At 66.8% G+C, this 23353-nt stretch carries 24 protein-coding genes; 13 read left to right on the top strand and 11 right to left on the bottom strand.

The window, feature by feature from the left end:
- Positions 1-42 precede the first annotated feature (42 nt).
- From rfbD to OHA42_RS35855, 4 genes are all read left to right on the top strand, one after another.
- Positions 43-900, top strand: a complete 858-nt coding sequence (gene rfbD / locus OHA42_RS35870; RefSeq protein WP_406232587.1) for a dTDP-4-dehydrorhamnose reductase — start codon at positions 43-45, stop codon at positions 898-900.
- Positions 901-991: 91 nt separating this feature from the next.
- Complete coding sequence (locus OHA42_RS35865; protein ID WP_406232585.1) at positions 992-1882, top strand: glycosyltransferase family 2 protein; 891 nt, start codon at positions 992-994, stop codon at positions 1880-1882.
- 49 nt (positions 1883-1931) lie between these two features.
- A complete protein-coding gene (locus tag OHA42_RS35860) occupies positions 1932-3011 on the top strand; it encodes a sugar phosphate nucleotidyltransferase (protein ID WP_406232583.1) in 1080 nt (359 codons plus the stop codon).
- Positions 3012-3105: 94 nt separating this feature from the next.
- Complete coding sequence (locus OHA42_RS35855) at positions 3106-3507, top strand: hypothetical protein (protein WP_406232581.1); 402 nt, start codon at positions 3106-3108, stop codon at positions 3505-3507.
- Between the two features lie 7 nt (positions 3508-3514).
- Here the strand turns inward: OHA42_RS35855 and OHA42_RS35850 are convergent, their stop codons facing one another.
- Positions 3515-4213, bottom strand: coding sequence for a response regulator (locus OHA42_RS35850; RefSeq protein WP_406232579.1), 699 nt, complete (start codon positions 4211-4213; stop codon positions 3515-3517).
- Positions 4210-5727: an ATP-binding protein gene (locus tag OHA42_RS35845; RefSeq protein WP_406239838.1), complete on the bottom strand. Its 1518-nt coding sequence runs from the start codon at positions 5725-5727 to the stop codon at positions 4210-4212. Before OHA42_RS35845 ends, OHA42_RS35850 begins: the two co-directional genes overlap by 4 nt.
- Before the next feature lie 262 nt (positions 5728-5989).
- On the opposite strand from OHA42_RS35845, the gene OHA42_RS35840 reads away from it, so the two are divergent.
- Entirely contained in the window at positions 5990-7342 is a 1353-nt protein-coding gene (locus OHA42_RS35840) for a cation:dicarboxylate symporter family transporter (protein WP_406232577.1), read from the top strand.
- Positions 7343-7465: 123 nt separating this feature from the next.
- On the opposite strand, the gene OHA42_RS35835 is transcribed toward OHA42_RS35840, so the two are convergent.
- The gene (locus tag OHA42_RS35835; protein WP_406239836.1) at positions 7466-7681 is read right to left on the bottom strand and encodes a DUF4287 domain-containing protein; all 216 of its coding nucleotides are present in this window, start codon (positions 7679-7681) and stop codon (positions 7466-7468) included.
- 90 nt (positions 7682-7771) lie between these two features.
- On the bottom strand, positions 7772-8203 hold the full coding sequence (locus tag OHA42_RS35830; protein WP_406232575.1) for a DUF4267 domain-containing protein: 432 nt from the start codon (positions 8201-8203) through the stop codon (positions 7772-7774).
- Positions 8204-8315: 112 nt separating this feature from the next.
- Between OHA42_RS35830 and OHA42_RS35825 the strand changes: the two genes are divergently transcribed.
- Positions 8316-8894, top strand: coding sequence for a TetR/AcrR family transcriptional regulator (locus OHA42_RS35825; protein ID WP_406232573.1), 579 nt, complete (start codon positions 8316-8318; stop codon positions 8892-8894).
- Positions 8895-8966: 72 nt separating this feature from the next.
- Positions 8967-10433, top strand: coding sequence for a phytoene desaturase family protein (locus tag OHA42_RS35820; protein ID WP_406232571.1), 1467 nt, complete (start codon positions 8967-8969; stop codon positions 10431-10433).
- A 142-nt stretch (positions 10434-10575) separates the two neighbouring features.
- Here OHA42_RS35820 and OHA42_RS35815 read toward each other — a convergent pair whose 3' ends face one another.
- The 7 genes from OHA42_RS35815 to OHA42_RS35785 form a co-directional block, all read right to left on the bottom strand.
- Complete coding sequence (locus OHA42_RS35815; protein WP_406232569.1) at positions 10576-11496, bottom strand: cation diffusion facilitator family transporter; 921 nt, start codon at positions 11494-11496, stop codon at positions 10576-10578.
- Positions 11497-12531: 1035 nt separating this feature from the next.
- Positions 12532-13764 (bottom strand): mannose-6-phosphate isomerase, class I, encoded by a 1233-nt coding sequence (gene manA / locus OHA42_RS35810; RefSeq protein WP_406232567.1) that lies wholly within the window; start codon positions 13762-13764, stop codon positions 12532-12534.
- Positions 13764-14990 carry a tobH protein gene (locus OHA42_RS35805; RefSeq protein WP_406232565.1) on the bottom strand — a complete coding sequence of 409 codons (1227 nt, stop codon included), beginning with the start codon at positions 14988-14990 and terminating at the stop codon, positions 13764-13766. Before OHA42_RS35805 ends, manA begins: the two co-directional genes overlap by 1 nt.
- A gap of 88 nt (positions 14991-15078) precedes the next feature.
- The gene (locus OHA42_RS35800) at positions 15079-16455 is read right to left on the bottom strand and encodes a phosphomannomutase/phosphoglucomutase (RefSeq protein ID WP_406232563.1); all 1377 of its coding nucleotides are present in this window, start codon (positions 16453-16455) and stop codon (positions 15079-15081) included.
- A gap of 53 nt (positions 16456-16508) precedes the next feature.
- A complete protein-coding gene (locus tag OHA42_RS35795) occupies positions 16509-16889 on the bottom strand; it encodes a DUF3499 domain-containing protein (protein WP_328413358.1) in 381 nt (126 codons plus the stop codon).
- A gap of 122 nt (positions 16890-17011) precedes the next feature.
- Positions 17012-17491, bottom strand: coding sequence for a metallopeptidase family protein (locus tag OHA42_RS35790; protein ID WP_328405384.1), 480 nt, complete (start codon positions 17489-17491; stop codon positions 17012-17014).
- A gap of 62 nt (positions 17492-17553) precedes the next feature.
- Positions 17554-17787 carry a WhiB family transcriptional regulator gene (locus tag OHA42_RS35785; RefSeq protein ID WP_040709504.1) on the bottom strand — a complete coding sequence of 78 codons (234 nt, stop codon included), beginning with the start codon at positions 17785-17787 and terminating at the stop codon, positions 17554-17556.
- A 492-nt stretch (positions 17788-18279) separates the two neighbouring features.
- Between OHA42_RS35785 and cofD the strand changes: the two genes are divergently transcribed.
- From cofD to OHA42_RS35755, 6 genes are all read left to right on the top strand, one after another.
- Entirely contained in the window at positions 18280-19278 is a 999-nt protein-coding gene (cofD, locus tag OHA42_RS35780) for a 2-phospho-L-lactate transferase (RefSeq protein WP_328405382.1), read from the top strand.
- Positions 19275-20618, top strand: coding sequence for a coenzyme F420-0:L-glutamate ligase (locus tag OHA42_RS35775; protein WP_406232561.1), 1344 nt, complete (start codon positions 19275-19277; stop codon positions 20616-20618). Before cofD ends, OHA42_RS35775 begins: the two co-directional genes overlap by 4 nt.
- Before the next feature lie 88 nt (positions 20619-20706).
- Complete coding sequence (locus OHA42_RS35770; protein ID WP_406232559.1) at positions 20707-21225, top strand: NUDIX hydrolase; 519 nt, start codon at positions 20707-20709, stop codon at positions 21223-21225.
- A gap of 513 nt (positions 21226-21738) precedes the next feature.
- Positions 21739-23004 carry an alkane 1-monooxygenase gene (locus tag OHA42_RS35765; RefSeq protein WP_406232557.1) on the top strand — a complete coding sequence of 422 codons (1266 nt, stop codon included), beginning with the start codon at positions 21739-21741 and terminating at the stop codon, positions 23002-23004.
- A complete protein-coding gene (locus OHA42_RS35760) occupies positions 23001-23174 on the top strand; it encodes a rubredoxin (RefSeq protein WP_328405374.1) in 174 nt (57 codons plus the stop codon). The genes OHA42_RS35765 and OHA42_RS35760 overlap by 4 nt, the downstream gene beginning before the upstream one ends.
- The gene (locus OHA42_RS35755; protein WP_063047281.1) at positions 23171-23353 is read left to right on the top strand and encodes a rubredoxin; all 183 of its coding nucleotides are present in this window, start codon (positions 23171-23173) and stop codon (positions 23351-23353) included. The genes OHA42_RS35760 and OHA42_RS35755 overlap by 4 nt, the downstream gene beginning before the upstream one ends.

Genomic DNA, 23353 nt, shown 5'->3' with positions numbered 1-23353 from the left:
AGACATCAACCTCAGGTGTCACGGCGTGCCAGACTTGCGGCCGTGACCGCAGACACCGCAGCCCCAGGACGCCTGATCGTGACCGGGGCACGGGGGCAGCTCGGACAGGAGATACTCCGCCGGGCACCCGCCGCCCGTGCCTTCGGCCACCGCGAACTCGACATCACCGACGCGGCTGCGGTGCGTGTGATTGTCGAACCCGGTGACGTGGTGCTCAATTGCGCCGCGTACACCGCCGTCGACCAAGCCGAATCCGAGCCGGATGCGGCCTTCGCCTGCAACGAGACCGGACCCGCCGTACTCGCCGCTGCCTGCGCCGATGCGGGTGCTCGGCTGATCCATCTCTCGACCGATTACGTGTTCGCCGGTACCGACGACAAGCCGTACGACACCACCGATCCGACCGGTCCATCGACGGTGTACGGCCGGTCCAAACTGGCCGGTGAGCAGGCGGTATCGGCATTGGCCCCGCAGTCGCACATCGTGCGGACCGCATGGGTGTACACGGGGGTGGGCAATGATTTCGTGGCCACCATGCTGCGGCTGGAACGCGAACGCGACACCATCGATGTGGTCGACGATCAAATCGGCTCCCCGACCTATGCTGCCGATCTGGCCGCAGGTCTGCTGGAGCTGGTCGACCGGCCGGACGCGCCCCGAGTGCTGCACGCCACTAATGCGGGCCGGGCGAGTTGGTTCGAACTGGCACAGGCGGTGTTCGCCGGAATCGGCGCCGACCCCGCCCGGGTTCGCCCGTGTGACTCGACCGCATTTCCGAGACCTGCACGGCGCCCGGCATATTCGGTGTTGTCCAACGATGCGTGGATCGGCGCAGGGCTCGCTCCGCTGCGAGATTGGCAGGAAGCACTCGGGGACGCGCTGTCGGGTAGGTCCGACTAGGCTGGCATGTCGTGAGTGAGCGCAGCGAACGAACCAGAGACACAGCCGCCGAAGCGGCCAGGCCGGAGCCGAGCGTCCGCGAGGCGCAGGCGTGAGCACTTCCGATTCTGCCGCCCCCGGCGGGCTTGTCGTCGTCACGGTGACTTATTCACCGGGCGAGCACCTCGAGCACTTCATCACCACGCTTGCCGATGCGACCAGCGAGAAGCCACAGGTGATTCTTGCCGACAACGGTTCCGTCGACGGCACGCCGGAACTGGCGGCCGAGGCGAATTCACACGTCCGACTGCTACGCACCGGCGGCAACATCGGTTACGGCGGTGCGATCAACCGCGCCGTCGCGGAGATCGATCCCGACGTCGAGTTCGTGATCATTGCCAACCCCGACATCCGCTGGGGCACCGATTCCATCGATGAACTGCTCGCCGCCGCCCAGCGCTGGCCGCGCGCGGGCGCGCTCGGCCCGAAGGTGCTCGAACCGGACGGCAGCACCTACCCCTCGGCGCGCTCGGTTCCCGGCCTGCTCGACGGGGCAGGGCACGCGATTCTCGGCACGGTATGGAAGTCGAATCCCTGGACGCGGCGCTACCGGCAGGAAAACGAGGAGATCTCCGAGCGGGCCGTCGGCTGGCTGTCGGGATCGTGCCTGCTGGTGCGGCGCGCGGCCTTCGATTCCATCGACGGCTTCGACTCCCGCTACTTCATGTACATGGAGGACGTCGACTTCGGTGACCGGATGGGCAAGGCAGGCTGGCACAACGTGTTCGTGCCCTCCGCCGAGGTGACCCATGCCAAGGGGCACGCCGCAGGCCGTCACCCGGAGCTGATGCTGCCCGCACACCACGCGAGCGCGTACCGTTTCCAGGCCGACCGGCATCCGCACTGGTGGCAGGCGCCGCTGCGGCTCGCACTGCGCGCTGGACTTGCGATCCGCTCGCGGATTGCGGTTCGATCTGCGCTGCGTCAACAGGCGCAGAGCTAGCCGCGTCAACCGGTACAGCTGAACAATCCACTGTGAACAGGGGAGCTCGATGGCAGGAAAAGCAGGCACCGACGCCGTCATTCTGGTCGGTGGGCAGGGCACGCGGCTGCGTCCGCTGACCCTGTCGGCACCGAAGCCGATGCTGCCGACGGCCGGGCTGCCGTTCCTGACGCATCTGCTCGCCCGCATCGCCGATGCCGGGATCAACCACGTCGTGCTCGGCACCTCCTTCAAGGCGGAGGTGTTCGAGGAGCATTTCGGCGACGGGTCCGAGCTCGGCTTGGAGCTGGAGTACGTCACCGAGACCGAGCCGCTCGGCACTGGAGGCGGCATCCGCAATGTGCTGTCCAAGCTGCGCGCGGACAACATCATGGTGTTCAACGGTGACGTGCTCGGTGGCACCGACCTGGGTGGGATCCTCGACACACATGAGTCGACCAAGGCCGATGTGACGCTGCATCTGGTCCGGGTCGGCGATCCGCGCGCCTTCGGCTGCGTACCGACCGACGAGAACGGCCGGGTCACCGCCTTCCTGGAGAAGACCCAGGATCCGCCGACCGACCAGATCAATGCGGGCTGTTACGTCTTCCGTCGCGAATACATCGAGAAGATCCCGGCCGGTCGCCCGGTCTCGGTGGAGCGCGAGGTCTTCCCCGCGCTGCTTGCCGAGGGCGCCCGCGTACAGGGTCACGTCGACTCCTCCTACTGGCGTGACATGGGCACACCCGAAGACTTCGTCCGCGGCTCGGCCGACCTGGTGCGCGGTATCGCGCCCTCACCGGCGCTGCCGGGCCAGCGCGGCGAATTCCTGGTCCACGAGGGTGCGGGCGTCGCACCGGGCGCCGTGCTGATCGGTGGCACCGTGGTCGGTCGTGGCGCCGAGGTCGGTGCGGGCGCCCGCCTCGACGGCGCGGTGCTCTTCGACGGAGCACGCATCGAAGCAGGCGCCACTGTCGAGCGCTCGATCATCGGTTTCGGTGCTCGGATCGGCCCGCGCGCCCTGGTCCGTGACGCCGTCATCGGTGACGGTGCGAATGTCGGCGCCCGCTGCGAACTACTACGCGGTGCCCGTGTCTGGCCTGGCGTCGACATCCCCGACGGCGGCATCCGCTTCTCCACCGACGTGTAATGACTCGCCTGCCGTCCTCGACATGTTGTTCGGCGGCGGCAGTTTCGGTCCGGCCGTCGCGCCTCGCGTATCGCATGGTCGGAAAGGACGAAGTATGACTACTCTCGCTCGCCGCATGTCGCAGCTCACCGGTGTCACGGCGGTCGCCGCCGCGGTTCTCCTCGGAACCTCTGGTGTCGCCGCCGCCGACGAATGGCCGCCGGTGCCCACCACACCGAGCCCGACGGCACCGTTCGAGACCAAGCATTTCCTCACACCGGGCGACCTCGACTACTGGAACCCGCTCGTTTCCCGTGATCGGCTCACCTCACCGTTCGGGACCAGCACCCGAATCGTGTGCAGCGCGTTCCATGGCGTGACCCTCGGCTGCTGGCAGGCAGATCGGGCAGGCAACCCGCACAAGCTGATTCGGCTGCCCTTCAACGTCCCCTCGGTCACCGGCTCCAGCCAGCCCGGCGGCGGACCGAGCCATTTCGTCTATCCCGGACTGAGCTGACCGACGGCTAGCTCCGAATCTTCCACAGGTAGCGGGTTTTCGGTCGGCCTGCCCGACCGTAGTCGGAGCGGCGGTCGACCAGACCGTCGTCGGCCAGCTTCTCCAGATAGCGCCATGCGGTGATGCGGGAGACACCGACGGTGGTCGCGGTGTCGGCGGCGGTGACGCCGTCCGGAGCGTCGCGGACCACCCGGGAGATTTCGTCGAGGGTTTGCGGGGCAACGCCTTTGGGGGCGGTAGCGCGCTGGTCGGAGGTGCGCAAGGCGCTGAGGGCGCGGTCGACATCCTGTTGGGAGACGGCGGTTTCGCCCGCGGGCAGTGCGGTGCGGAACTCGCGGTAGCGTTCGAGTTTGTCGCGAAATGCCGCGAAGGTGAACGGTTTCAGCAGGTAGAGCACGACGCCGTGGGACACAGCAGTGCGGACCATGGCCAGGTCTCGCGCCGAGGTTATCGCGATGACGTCGGGGCGGGGCGCGAGGCCGGTGAGTGCCGCAGCGACGTCGAGGCCGCTGGCGTCGGGCAGGCCGATGTCCATGAGCACCAGGTCGACCGGGGTGCCTTCGGCCGCGTTGTCGGCAGCGGCGCGCATCGCGTCGCGACCGGTGTGCGCGATGCCGACCGGAGTGAAGCCGGGGATGCGTTCGACGTAGGCGCGATGCGCCTCGGCGATCAGTGGTTCGTCCTCGACGATCAGGACCCGGATCATGGTGCGACCTTTCGTGGAATCGTCACGGAGACCGCGCTTTCCGGATCTCGCTCGGTGTAGATCGCGCCGCCGTGCCTGGCGACCAACCGGTGCACCAGCGCCAAGCCGAGCCCTTGATGGTCGGCCTTGGTGGAATAGCCGCGTTCGGCGGCACGGGCGAATGTCTGTGCGGACATGCCGGGTCCGCTGTCCGCGACATGCAGGTACAGCGCTGAATCCTGGTCGGTGGCCGTGTCGTCTGCCAAATCCTGCTGGCGCACAGTCACCTCCACCCAGCCCTCGGCCCCGTCCGCGGCCGCGTCGATGGCGTTATCGATCAAATTGCCGACCAGCGTCACTGTTTCGTGCGCGGACAGCGGTGCGGTCGAGTCGAGGGCGGTGTCCTCGGTGATGGTCAGTTCGACGCTGCGTTCGGCGGCCTGGTTCACCTTGCCGAGCAGCAGGGCCGCGAGTGCTGGGTCGCCGACCGAGGTGAGCAGCCGATCGATCAGCGCTTGGGACAGTTCGAGTTCGGCGGTCGCGAACTCCACGGCCTCCCGGTAGCGGCCCAACTCCACCATGGTGACGACGGTGTGCAACCGATTGGCCGATTCGTGGGCCTGCGCCCGCAGCGATTCGGCGAATCCGCGCACGGAATCGAGTTCGCCCATGACAGTACGCAATTCGGTGTGATCACGGATGGTCATCACGGTGCCGATCGGGCGGCCCTCCCAGGCCACCACGTCCTGGTTGACCAGCAGAATCCGATCGGTGGTCACATGCATCTCGTCGCGGACCGCGCCCCAGCTCATACGCTGCATCGATAGCGGCAGATCGGTGCGCTGCACCGGGCCGGACGGCAGGTCGAGTAGCTTGCGTGCCTGGTCGTTGACGACCTCCGCGTGCTCGGCGAACGGACCGAACACCACGAGACCTTCGTGGATCGAGTGCAGCACCGCGTCGTGCTGCTCGTACATGGCGCGCAGTTCGTCCGGCGCGAGGCCATGGGTCTGGCGGCGAATCCGCCGGCTGAGCAGGAAGGAACCCGCTGCCGCGACCACCAGTCCCGCGAACGCGACGCCGAGGATTACCGGCAGTTGGGTGGCGACCTGGTCGCCGATGCGGGCCCGGGTCACTCCCGCCGACACCAGCGCGACCACTCGACCGTCGTCGTAGATCGGTGTCACCGCGCGGATAGATGGCCCGAGGGTGCCCGCATAGGTCTCGGTGAAGGTCTGCCCGGCCAGCGCGCGATCGATATTGCCGCTGAAGGGTTGTCCGATGCGTTCGGGCGTGGTGTGGGTGAACCGGGTGCGGTCCGGCGCCATCACGACGATGAAGTCCATGCCCGTGTCCCTGCGGATCCGCTCGGTCACCGGTTGCAGCAGTGCCGTGGGATCGGGGGAGTGCACCGCGGCGAGGGTGGACGGCGCCTGCGCGACCGCCACCGCGACGTCGGTGACCTCCCGCGTGGTCGTCACATCGCTGTCGTGGCGCGCGTCGATGACCGCGAGGACCGCTCCGATGCCGATCATCAGCGCGAGCACGACCAGTTGCAGAACGAACGCCTGCCCTGCCAACGAGCGGCGACTGCCTCGTATGCGCTCGGCCGGACGCAGACTGCGTCTGGCCGCGCCGGCTAGGCGACCACCTCTCACGAACTGTCCTCCGCTGAACACTGTCTTTCTTGAACGAAATGCACCAAAGCGTGACCGGCATCACTCCGGCCGCCAACATTGTGCACAAGGGGTGGTGACCCACCTCACGCCGGTACCACTGAAGAGGACAGCACTCGCTATGAGCGACACAACGCAACAGCAGCGGCGCGACCGTACCCATTGGCTGTATCTAGCCGTCATCGTCGCCGTCGGAGCGGGAATTCTGGTCGGCTGGTTGGCGCCCGGTGTCGGTCAGTCGATGGCGCCGCTGGGCACCATGTTCGTGAACCTGATCAAGATGATGATCGCCCCGGTCATCTTCTGCACCATTGTCCTCGGCATCGGTTCGGTGCGGGCGGCGGCCACCGTCGGCAAGGTAGGCGGCCTCGCCATCGGGTACTTCATGGTGATGTCGACGGTGGCGCTCGGCATCGGCCTCGTGGTCGGCAACCTGCTGGAACCGGGCACCGGCATGAACATCGCCGAGACCGCCAAGCAGGGCGCGAAGCTGGCGGATCAGGCGCACGCCGCGGGCGGTACCTGGGACTTCATCCAGGGCATCATTCCGACGACGCTGATCTCCTCGCTGACCGCGGGCAGCGTGTTGCAGGCGCTGTTCGTCGCGCTGCTGGTCGGATTCGCGGTGCAGGCCATGGGCAGCGCGGGCGAGCCGGTGCTGCGCGGTGTAGCGACGCTGCAGAAGCTGGTGTTCCGAATCCTGTCGATGATCTTGTGGCTGGCCCCGATCGGCGCGTTCGGTGCGATCGCGAACGTGGTCGGCAAGACCGGGCTCGATGCGGTGCAGCAACTCGCGCTGCTGATGATCGCGTTCTACCTGACCTGCCTGGTGTTCATCTTCGGCGTGCTCGGTGTGCTGCTTCGGACGGTGTCCGGTGTCTCGATCTTCAAGCTGGTCCGCTACCTGGCGCGGGAGTATCTGCTGATCGTCGGCACCTCGTCTTCCGAGTCCGCGCTGCCGCGGCTGATCGCGAAGATGGAACACCTCGGTGTCGAGCGCACCACGGTGGGTGTTGTTGTGCCGACCGGATATTCGTTCAACCTGGACGGTACCGCCATCTATCTGACCATGGCCTCACTGTTCATCGCCGACGCGATGGGTAAGCCACTGGCCATCGGCGAACAGGTCGGCCTGCTCCTGTTCATGATCGTCGCGTCGAAGGGGGCGGCAGGCGTGACCGGTGCCGGACTTGCCACGCTGGCCGGCGGATTGCAGAGCCACCGCCCCGAGCTGCTCGACGGTGTCGGCCTGATCGTCGGTATCGATCGCTTCATGTCCGAGGCCCGCGCTCTCACCAATTTCTCCGGTAACGCGGTCGCGACCCTGCTGGTCGGCACCTGGACCAAGACGGTCGACGTCGATCGAGTTCGCACCGTGCTCGACCGCAAGTTGCCCTTCGACGAGCGGACCATGGTCGACGATGACCACGATTCGCGGCCGCAGCCTGATACCAAGGACCTGGTCTCGGCCTAGCTGCACGCAGCCGGACGGAGTCCGTCGACGATCCTGCGCTCGGGCGAGCGCAGGCGAGGGCTGCCCAGCTGCAACTGAAAACGAAAGGCCCGCAGGATCTGCGGGCCTTTCGTGGTGTGTGGGTCAGGACGCCCACTTCTCCGGGTTGAGGTAGTGCTGGGTGATCGCGGTCGCGTGGCCGTGGCCGAAGCCGTGCTCGTCCCGCAGCCAGGTGACGAGTTCCTTGTGCGAGGCCAGGCCCGACTCGCGCATCAGGGACTTCCACTCGTCGATGGTGTGGCCGTATTTGGCCTCGATCGACGGGAAGTAGGACGCGGGGCCGTGCGGCTTGGTCGACATGGTGGTCATCTCCTGCTTGTTCGGACGTTCAGTGGAATAGACGTACCCCCGCTCGCGAATTCATCGGCGAGCGGGGGCATGTGGTCTGAATCACGCTACTGCGGCGGCGGGTACCGGCTCGGCGACCTTCTTGTTCGACGTGTTGTGCTCGCGGATCAGCAGTCCGCCGGCGAGGGCGACCAGGACGGCGGTGAGGCCGTGGATGCCGAAGGCCGCGGCGGTCGAGCCGTTCCAGCTGAGCACGGTCAGCATGTCGCCGGTCGGGATCAGGGCCAGGACCAGCATCACGATGCCGAGTGCGAACCGCTGCCGCAGCGCCAGCAGGGCCAGGATCAACACCCCGGAGGCGGTGTCGCGGACGCCCTTCAGGTTCATGAATGCGACCGCGTCGCCCTTCGGCCATTCCGGCAGGCCGAATCCGGTGGCGATGGTCTCCGGCGTGATCAGGTAGCTGAGGCCGATGTAAAGGATGAACGCCGCGCCGATGAGGGAAAGGACGGTGGCGATGCGGGAGATGTTCATGGCGATTGCTCCTTGGTGCGCGTTCTCGATGCTCTGCTATCTAGCGTTGCTAGGTGTGGGAGCAACACTAACTGAGCTTCGATAGTTTGTCTAGCGCTGCTAGTATTTCTTCATGACCATTCAGAATCGCAAGGAACGCGAGCGTGCCGAGCGGCACCAGCGGATCATCGACACCGCCCGCGAACTCGCCGAGGCGCAGGGCTGGGAGGCGGTGACGGTGCGCCGCCTCGCCGAGCGGATCGAATACAGCCAGCCGGTGCTCTACAGCCATTTCACGGGCAAGGTGGCCATCGTGTCGGCAGTCGCGGAACAGGGGTTTGCGGACCTCGGCGCGACGTTGCACGAGGCGCGTACGGGTGCGTCGAACCCGGCCGCGGCATTGGCGGCGATCGCGCGGGCCTACCTGGACTTCGCGACCGCCAATCCGGCCCGCTACGACGCGATGTTCGTGCTGACCACCGAGCTGAGGTTCGGTCCGGAAGCGCCGAAGGCGCTGAAGGATTCGTTCGGCGAGATCGAGGCCGCCTACAAACCCTTCGCGGGTGCGAACGATCTACAGGCGGGAACGGAGGTGGCGTGGGCCGCACTGCACGGGGTGGCGACCCTGGATCGCGGCGGACGGCTGCGCCCGGATCTGCGTGAGCAGCGCATCGAGGTCCTGATGAGCCAGTGGACAGCCGGCCGGGAGTGAGTTCGAAGGCGACAGTGTGTCGTGCACGGCAGATCAGAGCGTCCGGGTGGCGGGCAAGGCAGAGTGGGAAGTATGCCTGATGTTGTAGTCGTCGGATCCGGACCGAACGGGCTCGCCACGGCGGTGATACTGGCGCGGGCCGGGCTCGACGTGGAAGTGCACGAGGCGCAGGACGCCGCGGGCGGCGGTTCCCGGACCGCCGAGGTGACCCTGCCCGGCTATCGGCACGACGTGTGCGCCGGTGCGCATCCGATGGCGCTGGCCTCGCCGTTCTTTCGTGCGTTCGACCTGCGTGCGCACGGGGTCGAACTGCTGGTACCGCAGGTGTCCTACGCGCATCCGCTCGACGGTGGGAACGCCGGGCTGGCCTGGCGTGACCTCGACCGGACCGTGTACGGCCTCGGCCGGGACGGCGCGGCATGGCGCTCACTGTTCGGACCGCTCGTGGACCATTGGCGCGAGGTGGTCGAACTGGCGATGTCGGATCTGCGCCATCTTCCGGGAGACCTCGCGACCGCGGTGCGATTCGGCCTGCGCATGATGGAGCAGGGAACGCCGTTGTGGAACATGCGTTTTCGTGAGTCCGCCGCGCCCGCGCTGTTGACCGGTGTTGCCGCGCACGCGATCACCCCACCGCGCGCGTTTCCCGCCGTCGGGGCCGGTCTATTGCTCGGCACCCTCGCGCATGCGGGCGGTTGGGTGCTGCCGCGCGGCGGCAGTCAGGCGATTGCGGATGCGATGATCGCCGAACTCGAGCGGCTCGGTGGCCGGGTCGTCACCGGCCATCGCGTGGACTCACTGGCGGAATTCGGCGATGCTCAGGCGATCGTATTGGACACGGCCCCAGCCGAACTGCTGCGCATCGCGGGCCCTCAACTGCCGGAACGCTACGCCGCACGCCTGCGCCGCGTCCGCTACGGCGGCGCTGCGTGCAAGGTCGACTTCGCGCTGTCGGGACCGGTGCCATGGCAGGCCGAGGGCTGCGATCTCGCTGGGACTCTGCATCTGGTCGGCACGCGCGTGCAGGCAATGGCCGCCGAAAAGACCGTTGCCGCAGGACAACACGCAGCGCGGCCCTACGTGCTCGCCATCCAGCCCGGTGTCGTCGATGCGAGCCGGGCTCCGGCGGGCGCTCACACCTTCTACACCTACGCGCATGTGCCGAACGGCTCGACCCGTGACATGACGGAGTCGGTGATCAAGCAGGTCGAACGCTTCGCCCCCGGATTCCGTGACCTGATCCTGGCCTCGCATGTCCGCACCGGCGCCGAAATGCCTTCCCACAATGCCAATTACGTCGGCGGTGACATCTCCGCGGGCGCAATGACGTTGCGTCAGACCGCCTTCCGGCCCACCCCGAAATGGAATCCCTACGCAACGCCGCTGCCTGGCGTCTACCTCTGCTCGGCATCGACCCCACCCGGCCCCGGCGTGCACGGCATGAACGGTCTACACGCCGCTCGGCACGTGCTGTGGCAGGAGTTCGGCATCGACACCGACCCGCTCGACCTGCTGCGGACGCCGCAGGTATCGGCCTAGCGGCTGCGCAGATCTACAAGCCTGCTCTGCGCGTTGTCAGCCACGGCCGATCGGTTGCACGCTGTCCCGCTGCTCGGCAATAGGCTGTTGGACACCCCGATAGCGTTGGGGTACAGCGTAAGTCGTGATCCGCCGGTGCGGGTCAGCTGGTCGGTGTGCGGTACAGATCCGGCTCGAGGTAGATGATTCGAGCCGCAGGCACGGCGGCGCGGACCCTGGCTTCAGCGGCGTCGATGGCGGCGGCGATCTCTTCGATGTCGAGTCCCGGTGTGATCGCCACCTTGGCGGCGACGAGCATTTCCTCCGGTCCGAGGTACTGCGTCTTCACGTGGATCACCCGATCGATGCGGGTGTCGTCGACCAGGTTCGCGCGGATATCGCGGTCCTCGTCGGGTGTGGCGCCCTCGCCGATGAGCAGGCTCTGCATTTCGATGATCAGCACGATCGCGATGACCCCCAGCAGGATGCCGATGGCCAGCGTGCCGATGCCGTCCCAGATCGGCTCATCGGTGACCATGGTCAGCACCACCGCGGCGAAGGCGAACACCAGGCCGACCAGCGCGCCGCTGTCCTCCAGCAGCACGACGGGCAGTTCCGGGCTGCGCGAGTTGCGGATGAATCGCCACCAGCTCGAATCACCCTTGAGGGGCCTGGATTCGTGGATGGCCGTGCGGAAGCTGAAGCCCTCCAAGGCGATCGCGATACCGAGGATGGCGACCGCGACGATCGGCGAGCTCAGCTCCTCCGGATGCTGGATCTTGTGGATGCCCTCGTAGATGGCATAAACCGAGCCCAGCGTGAACAGCACGAGGGCCACGATGAAGGAGTAGAAGTAGCGGTTGCGCCCGTACCCGAACGGGTGCAGTTCGTCGGCCTCCTGCTCGGCGCGGCGCTGCCCGACCAGCAACAATCCCTGGTTTGCGGTGTCGGCCACCGAGTGCACGCCTTCAGCAAGCATCGACGCCGAACCCGTGATCGCCGCGCCGATGAACTTCGCCACCGCGATACCCGCGTTCGCCGTCAACGCGGCGATGATCGCCTTCTTGCCACCACCAGCCGACATTCGGTTTGGTCCTCTCTCCGCTTTGTCCGATCTCGGTTAACTTAGCCTGTCAGCCGACCGCGCTCGACCGGCGAACTCGCAAAGCACCCGCCGCGCACAAAATCCTAAGGTCGCAAGTGCCGCCCCGACGAACATCCCCGGGCAACCGAAGTCGCAACATCACCACCGATGCAGCCCCTCTGCACAATGACACCTTCCAGGTGCAGTGAGATCAAGCACGACAGTTCGCGGCCGATTCGCACCAGAAGCGCCCAACAGCTCCACCGAAGTCGCGACCATCACCGCCGACCCGGCCCTCGGCTCGATGGCCCTTTCGAGCAGTCGAGTTCGCGACCCCCGTCCACAGCAGTCCAAGCGCATCCACCGAATTCGCGAGCATCGCTACCGACATCCTCTCGGCAGGATGACGCCTTCAATGTGCAGTGAGATCGAGCATTAGAGTTCGCGGCCGTCTCACGCCATACGGCCCAATCGCATCCCCCAGAGTCGCAACCGTCGCCGCCGATGCGGCCCCCTCGGCTCGATGGCCCTTTCGAGCACTAGAGTTCGCGCCCCCGTTCCACAGCACCCATACGCATCCACGGAAAGCCGCAAGCTCAGCTACCGACGCACCCACTCGCCACGATGACACCTTCCGAGCGCAGCGAGACCGAGCACCAGAGTTCGCGGCGCATCCCACCTCCGCAACAGCCGAAGCGCATCCGCCAGAGTCGCAAGCTCAGCTACCGACGCACCCACTAGGCACGATGACACCTTCCGAGCGAAGCGAGACCGAGCACTAGAGTTCGCGGCGCATCCCACCTCCACAGCCACCGAAGCGCCCAAACCGAAGTCGCAAGCTCAGCTACCAACGCACCCACTAGGCACGGTGACACCTTCCGAGCGAAGCGAGACCGAGCACTAGAGTTCGCGGCCCGTCTCGCTTCCGAGCCGTCGAAGCGCATGCGACGAAGTCGCGAGTCTCGACGGCTCGGAAGCGAGACCAAGGGGGCCGCGAACACGCAGCGCCGCAGGCGCTGCCAAAAAACACAGCAATCAAACACCTCCCACGCAAGCGCAGAACAGTTGGGCGTTGCCTTCCACTGCTTGGGCGCGAATATCGGTGTCGGTAGCGGAGATCCAGGCCGCCGCGCCGCGTTCCAGCACCAGTTGTTCGTCGCCGTGCAGCAGGCGGACCGTGCCCGACGTGCAGAGCACGATCCCGGGCCCCGCTGCGGTGAGTGGCACCTGCGCCGAGCCCGCGGTCAGGTCGAAGCGGCGGAGCGCGAATTCCGGTGCTGGGGTCCGGTAGTGGACCGAGCCGTCGCCCACCGGTTCCGGCAGCACCACCGGCAGGTCGATCGGCTCGAAGTCCAGTACCCGCAACAGCTCGGGCACGTCGACATGCTTCGGCGTCAGACCGCCGCGCAGCACATTGTCGGAGTTGGCCATGATTTCGACGCCGAGTCCGCGCAGATACGCGTGCAGATTGCCGGCCGCGAGGAACAGGCCCTGTCCTGGTTCCAGGGTGAGCCGGTTGAGCAGCAGTGCGGCAAGCACTCCGGCATCGCCGGGATAGGCTTCGGCGAGCTCGAGCGCGGTGCGTGCCTCGGGGGCGAACTCGCGCCTGCCCTTGGATGCGGCCGCGCTGCCCGACAGGTACTGCACGCAGCCGTCGAGGACCTGGGGCAGCAGCGTGCTCAACGCGGCGTGCGGCAGCGTGATCCAGGTGGTGAACAGCGTCCGTAGACCGGCCGAATCCGGTTGGGCGGCAAGCAGGTTTGCATACGGATGCAACCCGGGCACGTCCAGCGCGCGGAACAGCTCGACGGTGCGTAGCGGATTACGGAACCCGGCGAGCGCCTCGAACCGATCCAGCGCGACCACCAGCTCCGGCTTGTGGTTCTCGTCGCGGTAGTTGCGCATCGGCGAGTCGAACGGCACCCGCGCCAGGTTTTCCCGTTCGAATCCGGCCTTGGCCTGCGCTGAACTCGGATGCGCCTGCAGTGACAACGGTTCCTCTGCGGCCAGGATCTTCAGCAGGAACGGCAGTCTGCCACCGAATTCCGGTGCGGCGGGTCCCAATTCCCGATCCGGGTCGGCCGCGACCAGCTCCAGCAGCGACCGCGTGCTGCCGTCGATGCGCACGTGCGCCGGATCGGCGGGATGCGCACCGAACCACAGTTCGGCTTCTGGATGCGCGGACGGTACCGGTCGGCCGCACAACTGAGCGAGTGCGGTGCGTGAACCCCAAGCGTAGGAACGCAGCGCACCAACGAGTTCGTGCACTAGTAGCGTCCCCCGTACTGCCCCTGGCTCTCGGTCGCGCTCCCGCGCGAACCGATCAGCCGTAGATAGGCGGCGGCCATTTCCAGTCTGAGGGCGAGCACCGCGAGCTGTTCGAGCTCGGTGCCGTGCCCGGTGGTGCCGAGGCCGCTGCCACCGAAGCCGGGTTCGTCCTGTCTGGCGGGGGTCGGGACGGACGGGTCGGTGAGCGTGGTGTGCAGCAGGTCGACATCGGCGCGCACCAGATCGGCGTCCACCAAACCGGACCCGGCGGCCCCGAAGACAGCCAGCCGGCGCCGCGCGGCGGATTGGTCGGCATCGGAACTGAGCACGAACACGCGCATGCGCTCCACCGGCACCGGTCCGTCGAGCTCCTCGTCGTGGAACAGCGGATCGAAATTCGGCGCGGATTGCCCTGCGGCCTCCACCATTCGAGGATTGGCGGCGACGGCCTCTGCCAGGTCCACCGCTGCGGCCACCCGGCCCGCCGACTGCAGCAGCACCTCGGTCCCGTGCTCGGCCAGTTCGGCGGTGGCGGGGGAGTCGCCCGCCAGCACGACACCGCGCTGGTGCATGCGCGCGGCGAGGGTTTTGGCCGGATTGCGGAAGACCTCGTTGTGCGGGCCGTCGCGCAGCGCCTCCGCGTCGAGCACATCGGCGAGCTCGGTCAGATCGGGTACCGCCGCACCCGCGCGCGTCGGGTCCACGATGCGTAGGACGGCCATTCCCGCGGCCAAGAAGCGCAGCAGGCGATTGTGATCGAGCACCTGGACTCTGGGCTCCAACAGGGCCGCCCGGCCGGCCGCAGCAGCGCGCAGCGGTCCCTCGTGCGGAGCCGCGACCACCACCTCGGCGCCGCGGCGCACCGCGCGATCGACGGCATCGATCAGTCGTGGATCGCCCGCGTCGTCACCGGCGACCAGGACCACGTCGAGCGGACCGACCCACGGCGGTAGCGAAGCAACGGGCACGATGGGCAGGCTCGCGCGATCGCCGAGCGCGGCGACCAGCAGCGCGGCGGCGCGTGTGGCACGGCCTGCGCCGGAGACGAGCACGACGCTGCGTGGGCGTAGGTCGGCAAGGCGTATCAGCGTGTCCTCAGCGACAGCTGCGGCGGTGGCGCGCACCTGAGCGCCACCGGAAGCGGCCGAGCGTAGGGCGCCGCCGGCATCGGCTGCCTCGAGCGAAGCAGCATCGTCGAGGTCGAGCACCGGTGTTCCAGCGATCATCGGGCGTCCCACCTCCCCTCATCGCGCTGTGCCATCCACACCGAACCCAGATCGGGCGAATCCAAGGCCTGTGATTCCACTATTCCAGTCAGGAGCGAACGATGCTCAGAATCTCGGTCACGAGTGCGTCTACTTCCTCCGGCGATCGGGCTTCGACGTTCAGCCTGAGCAACGGTTCGGTATTCGACGCGCGAAGATTGAACCAGGCGTGGTCGGGCAGCTGCACGGTCACCCCGTCCAGTCGATCGACCGACACTGTCCGGTCACCGAATGCCTCGACCACGGCCATCGTCCGTTCCTTCGCGTCCGCCACTGTCGAGTTGATCTCTCCGGAGGCGGCATATGTTGCATACGCCGACATCAGCTCCGAGATCGGCCGATCCTTCTCGCCGAGCGCGGCAAGCACGTGCAGCGCCGCGAGCATTCCGGAATCCGCACCCCAGAAGGCGCGGAAGTAGTAGTGCGCGGAGTGTTCGCCGCCGAATACCGCTCCGGTGGCGGCCATCTCCTGCTTGATGAACGAGTGGCCGACCCTGGTGCGCACCGGGGTCCCGCCGAGCTCGGTGACCAGCTCCGGCACCGCATGCGAGGTGATGAGGTTGTGGATGATGACTGCGCCCGGCTCCTTGGTCAACTCGCGCTCGGCGACCAGGGCGGTGATCGCCGAGGGCGACACCGGGTCGCCGTTCTCATCGACCACGAAGCAGCGGTCGGCGTCGCCGTCGAAGGCGAGGCCGATGTCGGCGCCGGACTTGCGCACCAGATCCTGCAGATCGACCAGGTTTTTCGGATCGAGCGGATTCGCCTCGTGGTTGGGGAACGAGCCGTCCAATTCGAAGTACAGCGGCACGATCTTCAGCTGCGGCAGGGTGCCGAGCACCGCGGGCACGGTGTGCCCGCCCATGCCGTTGCCCGCGTCCACCGCGATGGTCAGCGGGCGGATCTCGTCGAGATCGACCAGGCCGCGCAGGTATGCCGCGTAGTCGGCGAGCAGGTCGATCTCGGTGGCGGTGCCGCGTGCGCCATCGTAGGCGGGCACACCCGCGACGATCTCGGACTTGATCGTGGCGAGGCCGGTGTCCTGACCGACCGGCAGTGCCTTCGCGCGGCACATTTTGATGCCGTTGTAGCGGGCCGGGTTGTGGCTGGCGGTGAACATGGCGCCGGGGCAGTCCAGGTTGCCGGAGGCGAAGTACAGCTGGTCGGTGGAGGCGAGGCCGATGTGCACCACATCGAGGCCCTGATCGAGGACGCCGTCGGCGAACGCGGCGGCCAAACTCGGCGACGAGTCCCGCATATCGTGGCCGATGACCACGCGGGTCGCGCCCTCGGTGCGCATCAGCCTGGCGAAGGAAGCCCCTACGTCCCTTACGAATTGCGCGTCGATCTGTTCACCGACCACTCCGCGAACGTCATAAGCCTTGATCACCGCGTTCACGAATTCGGCAGAGCGCGCGACTGTCATGGGAACCACCCTAGTGGTTGCCGGGGATACCCCTGACACGGTCCCGCCTCTTGTCAGCTCGGCGGGTCGGGCAGCACTCGGAGATGACCGCGGCGACCGGTGCGGGTGGCTCGCGGCGGCGGTGGGGCGTAGTCGGAATAGCCGCGCTGATCGTGCTCGGGCGGGCGGCGGCGCAGTCCCGCCTCGCGTACCGCCTCGGCCAACGCTGTCAGATCGTCGTCATCCGGTGTGCTGGAAGAGAATCCGCCTTCGTGGCGAACCATTTCCCAGCCCTTCGGGGCGGTGATCCTCGAACCGTGTGTTTCGCAGAGATCCCAGGAGTGCGGTTCGGCCACCGTGGCCAGCGGCCCGACGACTGCCGTCGAGTCCGAGTACACATAGGTGAGCGTCGCGACTGCCGGATTCTTGCAGCCTGGTCGGCAGCAACGACGCATGGGGATCACGACGATGAGAGTAACCCGCCACGCCGCCTGATGGAGGCAGACACGCTCAGGTAATGGGTGAGACTTGTCCGGATCGACCGTTAGTGAGTCGCTCGGGGACAACTGATCTCGCGCTAATCGCCCTCCGGGTCGATCAGGTCGGGGTCGACGCCGAGATACGTTGCGATCTGCTGGACGAGGACTTCGCGGAGCAGATCGACCAGATCCTCGGGATCGCCCGCGCGCAGTTCGAGGGGCTTGCGGAACAGCACGACGCGGGCACGGGTGGCCACTCCGTGCCGATCGACGCCGGCGGGGATGAGCCGCGACAGCGGCACCGGCCCGTCGGCCACCACCTCATCCGGCCAGGTAACCGAATCAGGGTGCAGCGGACGGATTTTCGGTACATCGTCGACCGCGATGTCCAGCTTGGTCAGCCGGTCGTGCCAGCGGGTGTCCAGTGGTGCGAACGCCTCCAGTACCAGCCGATCGAACTGTTGGCCGCGCGTTCGCCACGCAGGTACCGTCGGCGGCAGCATCGGCCCGCGCAGCCCACGACCGCGGCGGATCACCGACCGAGCGGTCGGTGGTCGTCGGTTCCGAAAATGCGCCATGAACAAAATCTAGGCCAGCCCGCCGCGAACGTGTGCATCGAGGCAGGCTGGCCTCACGTCTTCTAGCCGATGCCACGCTTCAGGCGGCGCCGCTCGCGTTCGGAGAGGCCGCCCCAGATGCCGAAGCGCTCATCGTGCGCGAGTGCGTATTCCAGGCACTCGTCGCGTACCTCGCAGCCCAGGCAGATCCGTTTCGCTTCGCGGGTCGAGCCGCCCTTCTCGGGGAAGAACGCCTCGGGATCTGTTTGCGCGCACAGGGCGCGCTCCTGCCACTGCTCCTCGATGGATTCGAACATCTCGTCGAAGCCCGTCACGACCAGGCTGAGCCGGGGTGGTGCCGAGACTTCGTTACCCCCCTCATGCTCGATCCGGCCGATATCTGCGCAGACGCCACGTGCTGCGCCTGCTGTGGAATCGGTCGGCGAGACCATTTCGTTGGCCATCGCTCCGCCTCCTCACTGTGTGTTAGCGCAGAATGATTCTTTCCGTCGGACCAACACGCACACCGACGGCCGTACCCCGCGACGTTGTCCCGCGGACATCCCCGAGCTTGTCATTTCGATGCGAACATCTGTTCGAAAAACTGTCCGCGCCTTGACCTCTCACGCGAACCCGAAATGACATGACTGTGATTAGACACGCCGGACGTGTCGATGGTCAAGCCGCCGTCGCAATTCCGTTACTATCCGCAACCGCATTCCGGATTGATCTTGAAGCACCAAATAGCAAATGAGCAGCAAATATGGGATGAACTGCGGCCGCTCCGGTACCGCATAGGCTGTGCGGATGTGACTCCACAACAAGCGGACACCGCACCTGCCAGCGGGCCCCGGATCGCCGTCCTGGTGGGCGGAGTCGGTGGCGCGCGCTTCCTTCAGGGCGTTCGGGAACTGCTGCCCGAGGCAGATGTTTCCGCGATCGTCAACGTCGGTGACGACGTCTGGATGCATGGCCTTCGCATCTGTCCTGACCTCGATACCTGCATGTACACCCTCGGCGGAGGAATCGATACCGACCGGGGCTGGGGCAGGCTCGGCGAAACCTGGCACGCCAAGGAAGAGCTGGCCAAATATCACGCGCAGCCCGATTGGTTCGGTCTCGGCGATCGGGACATCGCCACACACTTGGTTCGGAGTGAAATGTTGCGCGCCGGGTACCCGCTGTCGGCGGTGACGGAGGCGCTCTGCAATAGGTGGCAGCCGGGTGTGAAACTCATCCCGGCAACGGACGATCGATGCGAAACGCACGTGGTTGTGAGCGACCCCGACAACCCTGGCGAACGTCGCGCGATCCATTTCCAAGAGTGGTGGGTTCGCTACCGCGCGGACATCGAGACCCACGGATTCGCCACAATTGGGGCAGATGAGGCGAAACCTGCACCAAATGTGACCGAGATCATATCCACTGCGGACGCCGTCTTACTGGCCCCGTCCAACCCGGTGGTGAGCATCGGCGCGATCCTCGCGGTACCGGGTATTCGCGGCGCATTGCGCACCACGGATGCGAAGGTCATCGGGGTGTCCGGGGTGATCGACGGCAAGCCGTTGCGCGGCATGGCAGACGAGTGCCTCTCGGTGATCGGCGTCGAGACCACGGCCGAGGCGATCGGCCGCTACTACGGCGCCCGCTCCGCCACCGGCATCCTCGACGGCTGGTTGATCCACACCACCGACACCGCCGATGTGCCCGGCGTGGAGGTGCGCAGCGTGCCCTTGTTGATGACCGATCCGCCGACCACCGCAGAAATGGTGCGGGAGGCGCTCGACCTCGCGGGAGTGAAGCCGTGAACGAATACGACCACGCGGCCGCCGAGCTGACGATTCTGCCGATCACCGGACTGCCGGAATTCCGCCCCGGTGACGACGTCGCCGAACACATCGCCGCCTGCGCGCCATGGCTGGCCGATGGCGACGTGCTCGTGGTGACGAGCAAGATCGTCGCCAAGGCCGAGGGCAGGATTGTGGCGGCCCCGCTCGACCTGGAGGAGCGCGACGCCGCGCGCCGCGCGCTGGTCGACCAGGAGGCCGTGCGAGTGCTCGCGCGCAAGGGCCGCACCCTCATCACCGAGAACAAGCTCGGCATCGTGCAAGCCGCGTCCGGAGTCGACGGATCCAATGTCGAACAGGGCGAATTGGTGCTACTGCCCGCCGATCCCGATGCGAGCGCCAAGGCATTGCGCACAGCCCTCGCAGAGCGGCTCGGGGTGCAGGTCGCGGTGCTCATCACCGACACCATGGGCCGGGCCTGGCGCAATGGACAGACCGACGCCGCCATCGGCGCCGCAGGACTTCGGGTGCTGCACAACTACGCGGGCGCGGTCGACGGGCAGGGCAATGAACTGCACGTCACGCAGGTCGCGATCGCCGATGAACTCGCGGCCGCCGCAGACCTGGTGAAGGGCAAGCTCGGCGGTGTCCCGGTCGCGGTGGTGCGCGGGCTTCCGGTCACCGACGACGGTTCCACCGCCGCCGACCTGCTGCGCGGCGGCACCGACGACCTGTTCTGGCTCGGCACCGCGGAGGCCATCGAGAAGGGCCGCTCGGAGGCGGTGCTGCTGCGCCGGTCGGTGCGGCAGTTCGCCGACGAACCCGTCGATCCCGAGCGCGTCCGCTCCGCTGTCGCGGTGGCTTTGACCGCGCCGGCGCCCCATCACACCCGCCCGGTGCGTTTCGTGTGGCTGCGCAAACCCGGTCTGCGTAAGCAGCTGCTGGAGGCGATGGCGGAGAAGTGGCGCGAGGACCTCACCGCGGACGGGCTGCCGCCGGAGCGGGTGGAGCGCCGAATTGCCCGCGGCCGCATCCTTTTCGACGCCCCGGAGGTGATCATCCCGTTCTGTGTGCCCGACGGTGCGCACGACTATCCGGATGAGCGCCGCCGCGCGAACGAGCGGACCATGTTCACTGTCGCGGTCGGCGCGGCCGTTCAAGGGCTGCTGGTCGCCCTCGCCACCGAGGGGCTCGGCAGCTGCTGGATCGGTTCGACCATCTTCGCGCCGGAGATCACCCGCGACGTCCTCGGCCTCGACGAGGACTGGAACCCCTTGGGCGGCATAGCCATCGGCCATCCGCTGGAGGAATTGACCCCGCGTCCCGTGTACGGCCCTGGCCTCGGCCTGGTCGAACTGTGACCCACGGAGACCTCACCTCCCTGACCGGGATCCGCGCCTGTCGTGGGTGCCCACCAGAGGTGCGGATCCCGAGCCGGGATGCGGATCGATGAGCGCGAGTTCGTTGCATGCTTCGGCGACGGAGTTGCTGGAATCGTGGCGCCCGGCATCGGGACCCGATGCCTCCCTGCGGGAGGCGATGCTGGCGTTTCTCGGCTCGGCACCGCGTGGTTGCCTGCGCGAGCACGTCCCCGGTCACATCACAGCGTCGGCGGTCGTGTTTTCGCACGACGAACGCGAGGTGCTGCTGACCCTGCACCCCCGAGTCGGTCGTTGGATCCAGCTCGGCGGCCACTGTGAGGAATCCGACGACACGGTACCCGCCGCCGCACTGCGGGAGGCAACCGAAGAGTCCGGCCTGACGGATCTATGGCTCGATCCGGAACTGTATGGCGCGCAAGCACATCCGATCACCTGCTCACTCGGCATCCCAACCCGACATCTGGACCTACTGTTCCGGATCGTCGCTCCCGCCGGCGCCGTCCCGGTACGCAGCGCCGAATCCACCGACCTGCGCTGGTGGCCGATCAACGCCCTACCTCCGGACAGCGACGTCCTACTGCGCTGAACCCACCCATCGGCGGTAGCGCCATCGCAACACTCCACGGAGTTCAAGGGGTGGGTGTTGCATCCACCCCTTGAACCCAAGCACCTCCGCAGCCGCCATTTCACTACCCTCGATCGCTATTTCACCTTTCACCCCGTGGCACACGCGGTGTAGCGGTCGGGCGTGGGCTACGCCGGGGCTCGGTTGCCGCGCGGGGTGTCGGGGTCGGCACGGGGTGTGCCGATGGGGTGGTGGCGCCTGGACCGACACAGAGAGTGGATCGTCACGGGGTGTGGTGGCCGTCGAGATCGGCCAGTGACCGATCGGCATCGGCGCTGCTCTGTCCCTGCCTTCTTTCCCGCAGCCTGGGTGGACAGGCGCTCCGCTTCCGTCGTGACGGCTGCGCGGTGTCATTCTCGGATTCGCTTTACAAAATCTCTGATTTGTCTAGACAGGAGACATGTTGATCTCTAATGTCAATTTAAGTAGTACTGCACATCACATGTGATGTGCCGCTCGAATGGAGAGACAACGATGTCTACAGAAGCCGATACCTCGGGCCGTCAGGTCGAGGCGCCCGCGTGGCGTGACCGCAAGCGGTACATGTGGTTGTGGGGGTTGTTCGCGCCGACGGGTCTATTCACCATCGGCTTGCCCTTGGTCTGGGCGTTCAATGAAATCGGCTGGCATCGGCTGGCCCAGGTGCCGTTCTGGCTCGGTCCGGTCCTGGTCTACGTGTTGATTCCGCTGGCCGACATCTTCTTCGGTCCGGACGGCGACAACCCGCCCGACGAGGTGATGGAGTACCTGGAGAACGACAAGTACTACCGCTACCTCACCTACCTGTACCTGCCGTTCCAGTACGCGACGCTGATCATGGCCTGCTACCTGATCACCGCGGATAACGTCAGCTGGCTCGGCATCGACGGCAGTCTGCACATCATCGACAAGATCGGCCTTGCGATCACCGTCGGCATGATCGGCGGCATCGGCATCAACACCGCGCACGAGCTCGGCCACAAGAAGGTCGACCTGGAGCGATGGCTGTCGCGGATCGCGCTGGCGCAGTCGTTCTACGGGCACTTCTACATCGAGCACAATCGCGGCCACCATGTGCGCGTCGCCACCCCGGAGGATCCGGCGAGTTCTCGTCTGGGCGAATCGTTCTGGGCATTCTGGCCGCGCACCGTGTCGGGCGGCTTCAGCTCCTCGTGGCGGTTGGAGAAGGTGCGCCTCGAGCGGCTCGGCAAGAAGCCGTGGAGCCTGCAGAACGAAGTACTCAGCGCCTGGCTGATGTCGGTGGCGCTGTACGCGGTGCTGATCGCGGTGTTCGGCATCGGCGTGCTGCCATATCTGATCTTGCAGGCGGTGGTCGGCTTCAGCCTGCTCGAGGCGGTCAATTACCTGGAGCACTACGGTCTGGTGCGCCAGCGCACCGCATCCGGACGGTACGAGCGGCCCGCTCCGGTGCACAGCTGGAACAGCGACCACATCGTCACCAATATCTTTCTGTACCACCTGCAGCGGCACAGCGATCACCACGCCTATCCGACGCGGCGCTATCAGACGCTGCGCAGCTGGGACGGCGCGCCCAACCTGCCGAGTGGCTACGCGAGCATGATCCTGCTCGCCTACTTCCCGCCGCTGTGGCGTCGGGTGATGGACAAGCGGGTGCTCGCACACTACGGCGGCGACGTCACCCGCGCGAACATCCATCCGGCGAAGCGGGACAAGGTGATCGCCCGCTACGGCGTCGGCTCGACGGCCGCGGGTTCGGATGCCGAGGCGGCTGGGCTATGAGCGCGTTTCGCTGCCCCGTCTGCGATTACGTCTACGACGAGGCGAAAGGTGCACCGCACGAGGGATTCCCGGCGGGCACGGCGTGGGACAAGGTGCCCGACGACTGGTGCTGCCCGGACTGTGGGGTGCGGGAAAAGATCGACTTCGAATTGATGGGAGCTGCCTCATGACCGAATACAAGCTGTTCCAATGCATCCAGTGCGGTTTCGAATACGACGAGGCCAAGGGCTGGCCCGAGGACGGCATCGAGCCGGGCACCCGCTGGGACGACATCCCCGACGACTGGACCTGTCCGGACTGTGGCGCGGCGAAGGCCGACTTCTACATGGTCGAGATCGAGCGGTCGTGA

Source organism: Nocardia sp. NBC_01009 (assembly GCF_045208035.1).
GTDB lineage: Bacteria > Actinomycetota > Actinomycetes > Mycobacteriales > Mycobacteriaceae > Nocardia.
Note: the sequence above shows the minus strand (reverse complement) of the source record. Positions and strands in the feature narration are given on the sequence as shown.

Coding starts and splice junctions, on each gene's coding strand:
- OHA42_RS35860 (WP_406232583.1), top strand. CDS start 1,932: ATGGCAGGAAAAGCAGGCACCGACGCCGTCATTCTGGTCGGTGGGCAG.
- OHA42_RS35855 (WP_406232581.1), top strand. CDS start 3,106: ATGACTACTCTCGCTCGCCGCATGTCGCAGCTCACCGGTGTCACGGCG.
- OHA42_RS35850 (WP_406232579.1), bottom strand. CDS start 4,213: ATGATCCGGGTCCTGATCGTCGAGGACGAACCACTGATCGCCGAGGCG.
- OHA42_RS35845 (WP_406239838.1), bottom strand. CDS start 5,727: ATGATCGGCATCGGAGCGGTCCTCGCGGTCATCGACGCGCGCCACGAC.
- OHA42_RS35840 (WP_406232577.1), top strand. CDS start 5,990: ATGAGCGACACAACGCAACAGCAGCGGCGCGACCGTACCCATTGGCTG.
- OHA42_RS35835 (WP_406239836.1), bottom strand. CDS start 7,681: ATGTCGACCAAGCCGCACGGCCCCGCGTCCTACTTCCCGTCGATCGAG.
- OHA42_RS35830 (WP_406232575.1), bottom strand. CDS start 8,203: ATGAACATCTCCCGCATCGCCACCGTCCTTTCCCTCATCGGCGCGGCG.
- OHA42_RS35825 (WP_406232573.1), top strand. CDS start 8,316: ATGACCATTCAGAATCGCAAGGAACGCGAGCGTGCCGAGCGGCACCAG.
- OHA42_RS35820 (WP_406232571.1), top strand. CDS start 8,967: ATGCCTGATGTTGTAGTCGTCGGATCCGGACCGAACGGGCTCGCCACG.
- OHA42_RS35815 (WP_406232569.1), bottom strand. CDS start 11,496: ATGTCGGCTGGTGGTGGCAAGAAGGCGATCATCGCCGCGTTGACGGCG.
- OHA42_RS35805 (WP_406232565.1), bottom strand. CDS start 14,990: ATGATCGCTGGAACACCGGTGCTCGACCTCGACGATGCTGCTTCGCTC.
- OHA42_RS35800 (WP_406232563.1), bottom strand. CDS start 16,455: ATGACAGTCGCGCGCTCTGCCGAATTCGTGAACGCGGTGATCAAGGCT.
- OHA42_RS35795 (WP_328413358.1), bottom strand. CDS start 16,889: ATGCGTCGTTGCTGCCGACCAGGCTGCAAGAATCCGGCAGTCGCGACG.
- OHA42_RS35790 (WP_328405384.1), bottom strand. CDS start 17,491: ATGGCGCATTTTCGGAACCGACGACCACCGACCGCTCGGTCGGTGATC.
- OHA42_RS35785 (WP_040709504.1), bottom strand. CDS start 17,787: ATGTTCGAATCCATCGAGGAGCAGTGGCAGGAGCGCGCCCTGTGCGCG.
- OHA42_RS35770 (WP_406232559.1), top strand. CDS start 20,707: ATGAGCGCGAGTTCGTTGCATGCTTCGGCGACGGAGTTGCTGGAATCG.
- OHA42_RS35765 (WP_406232557.1), top strand. CDS start 21,739: ATGTCTACAGAAGCCGATACCTCGGGCCGTCAGGTCGAGGCGCCCGCG.
- OHA42_RS35760 (WP_328405374.1), top strand. CDS start 23,001: ATGAGCGCGTTTCGCTGCCCCGTCTGCGATTACGTCTACGACGAGGCG.
- OHA42_RS35755 (WP_063047281.1), top strand. CDS start 23,171: ATGACCGAATACAAGCTGTTCCAATGCATCCAGTGCGGTTTCGAATAC.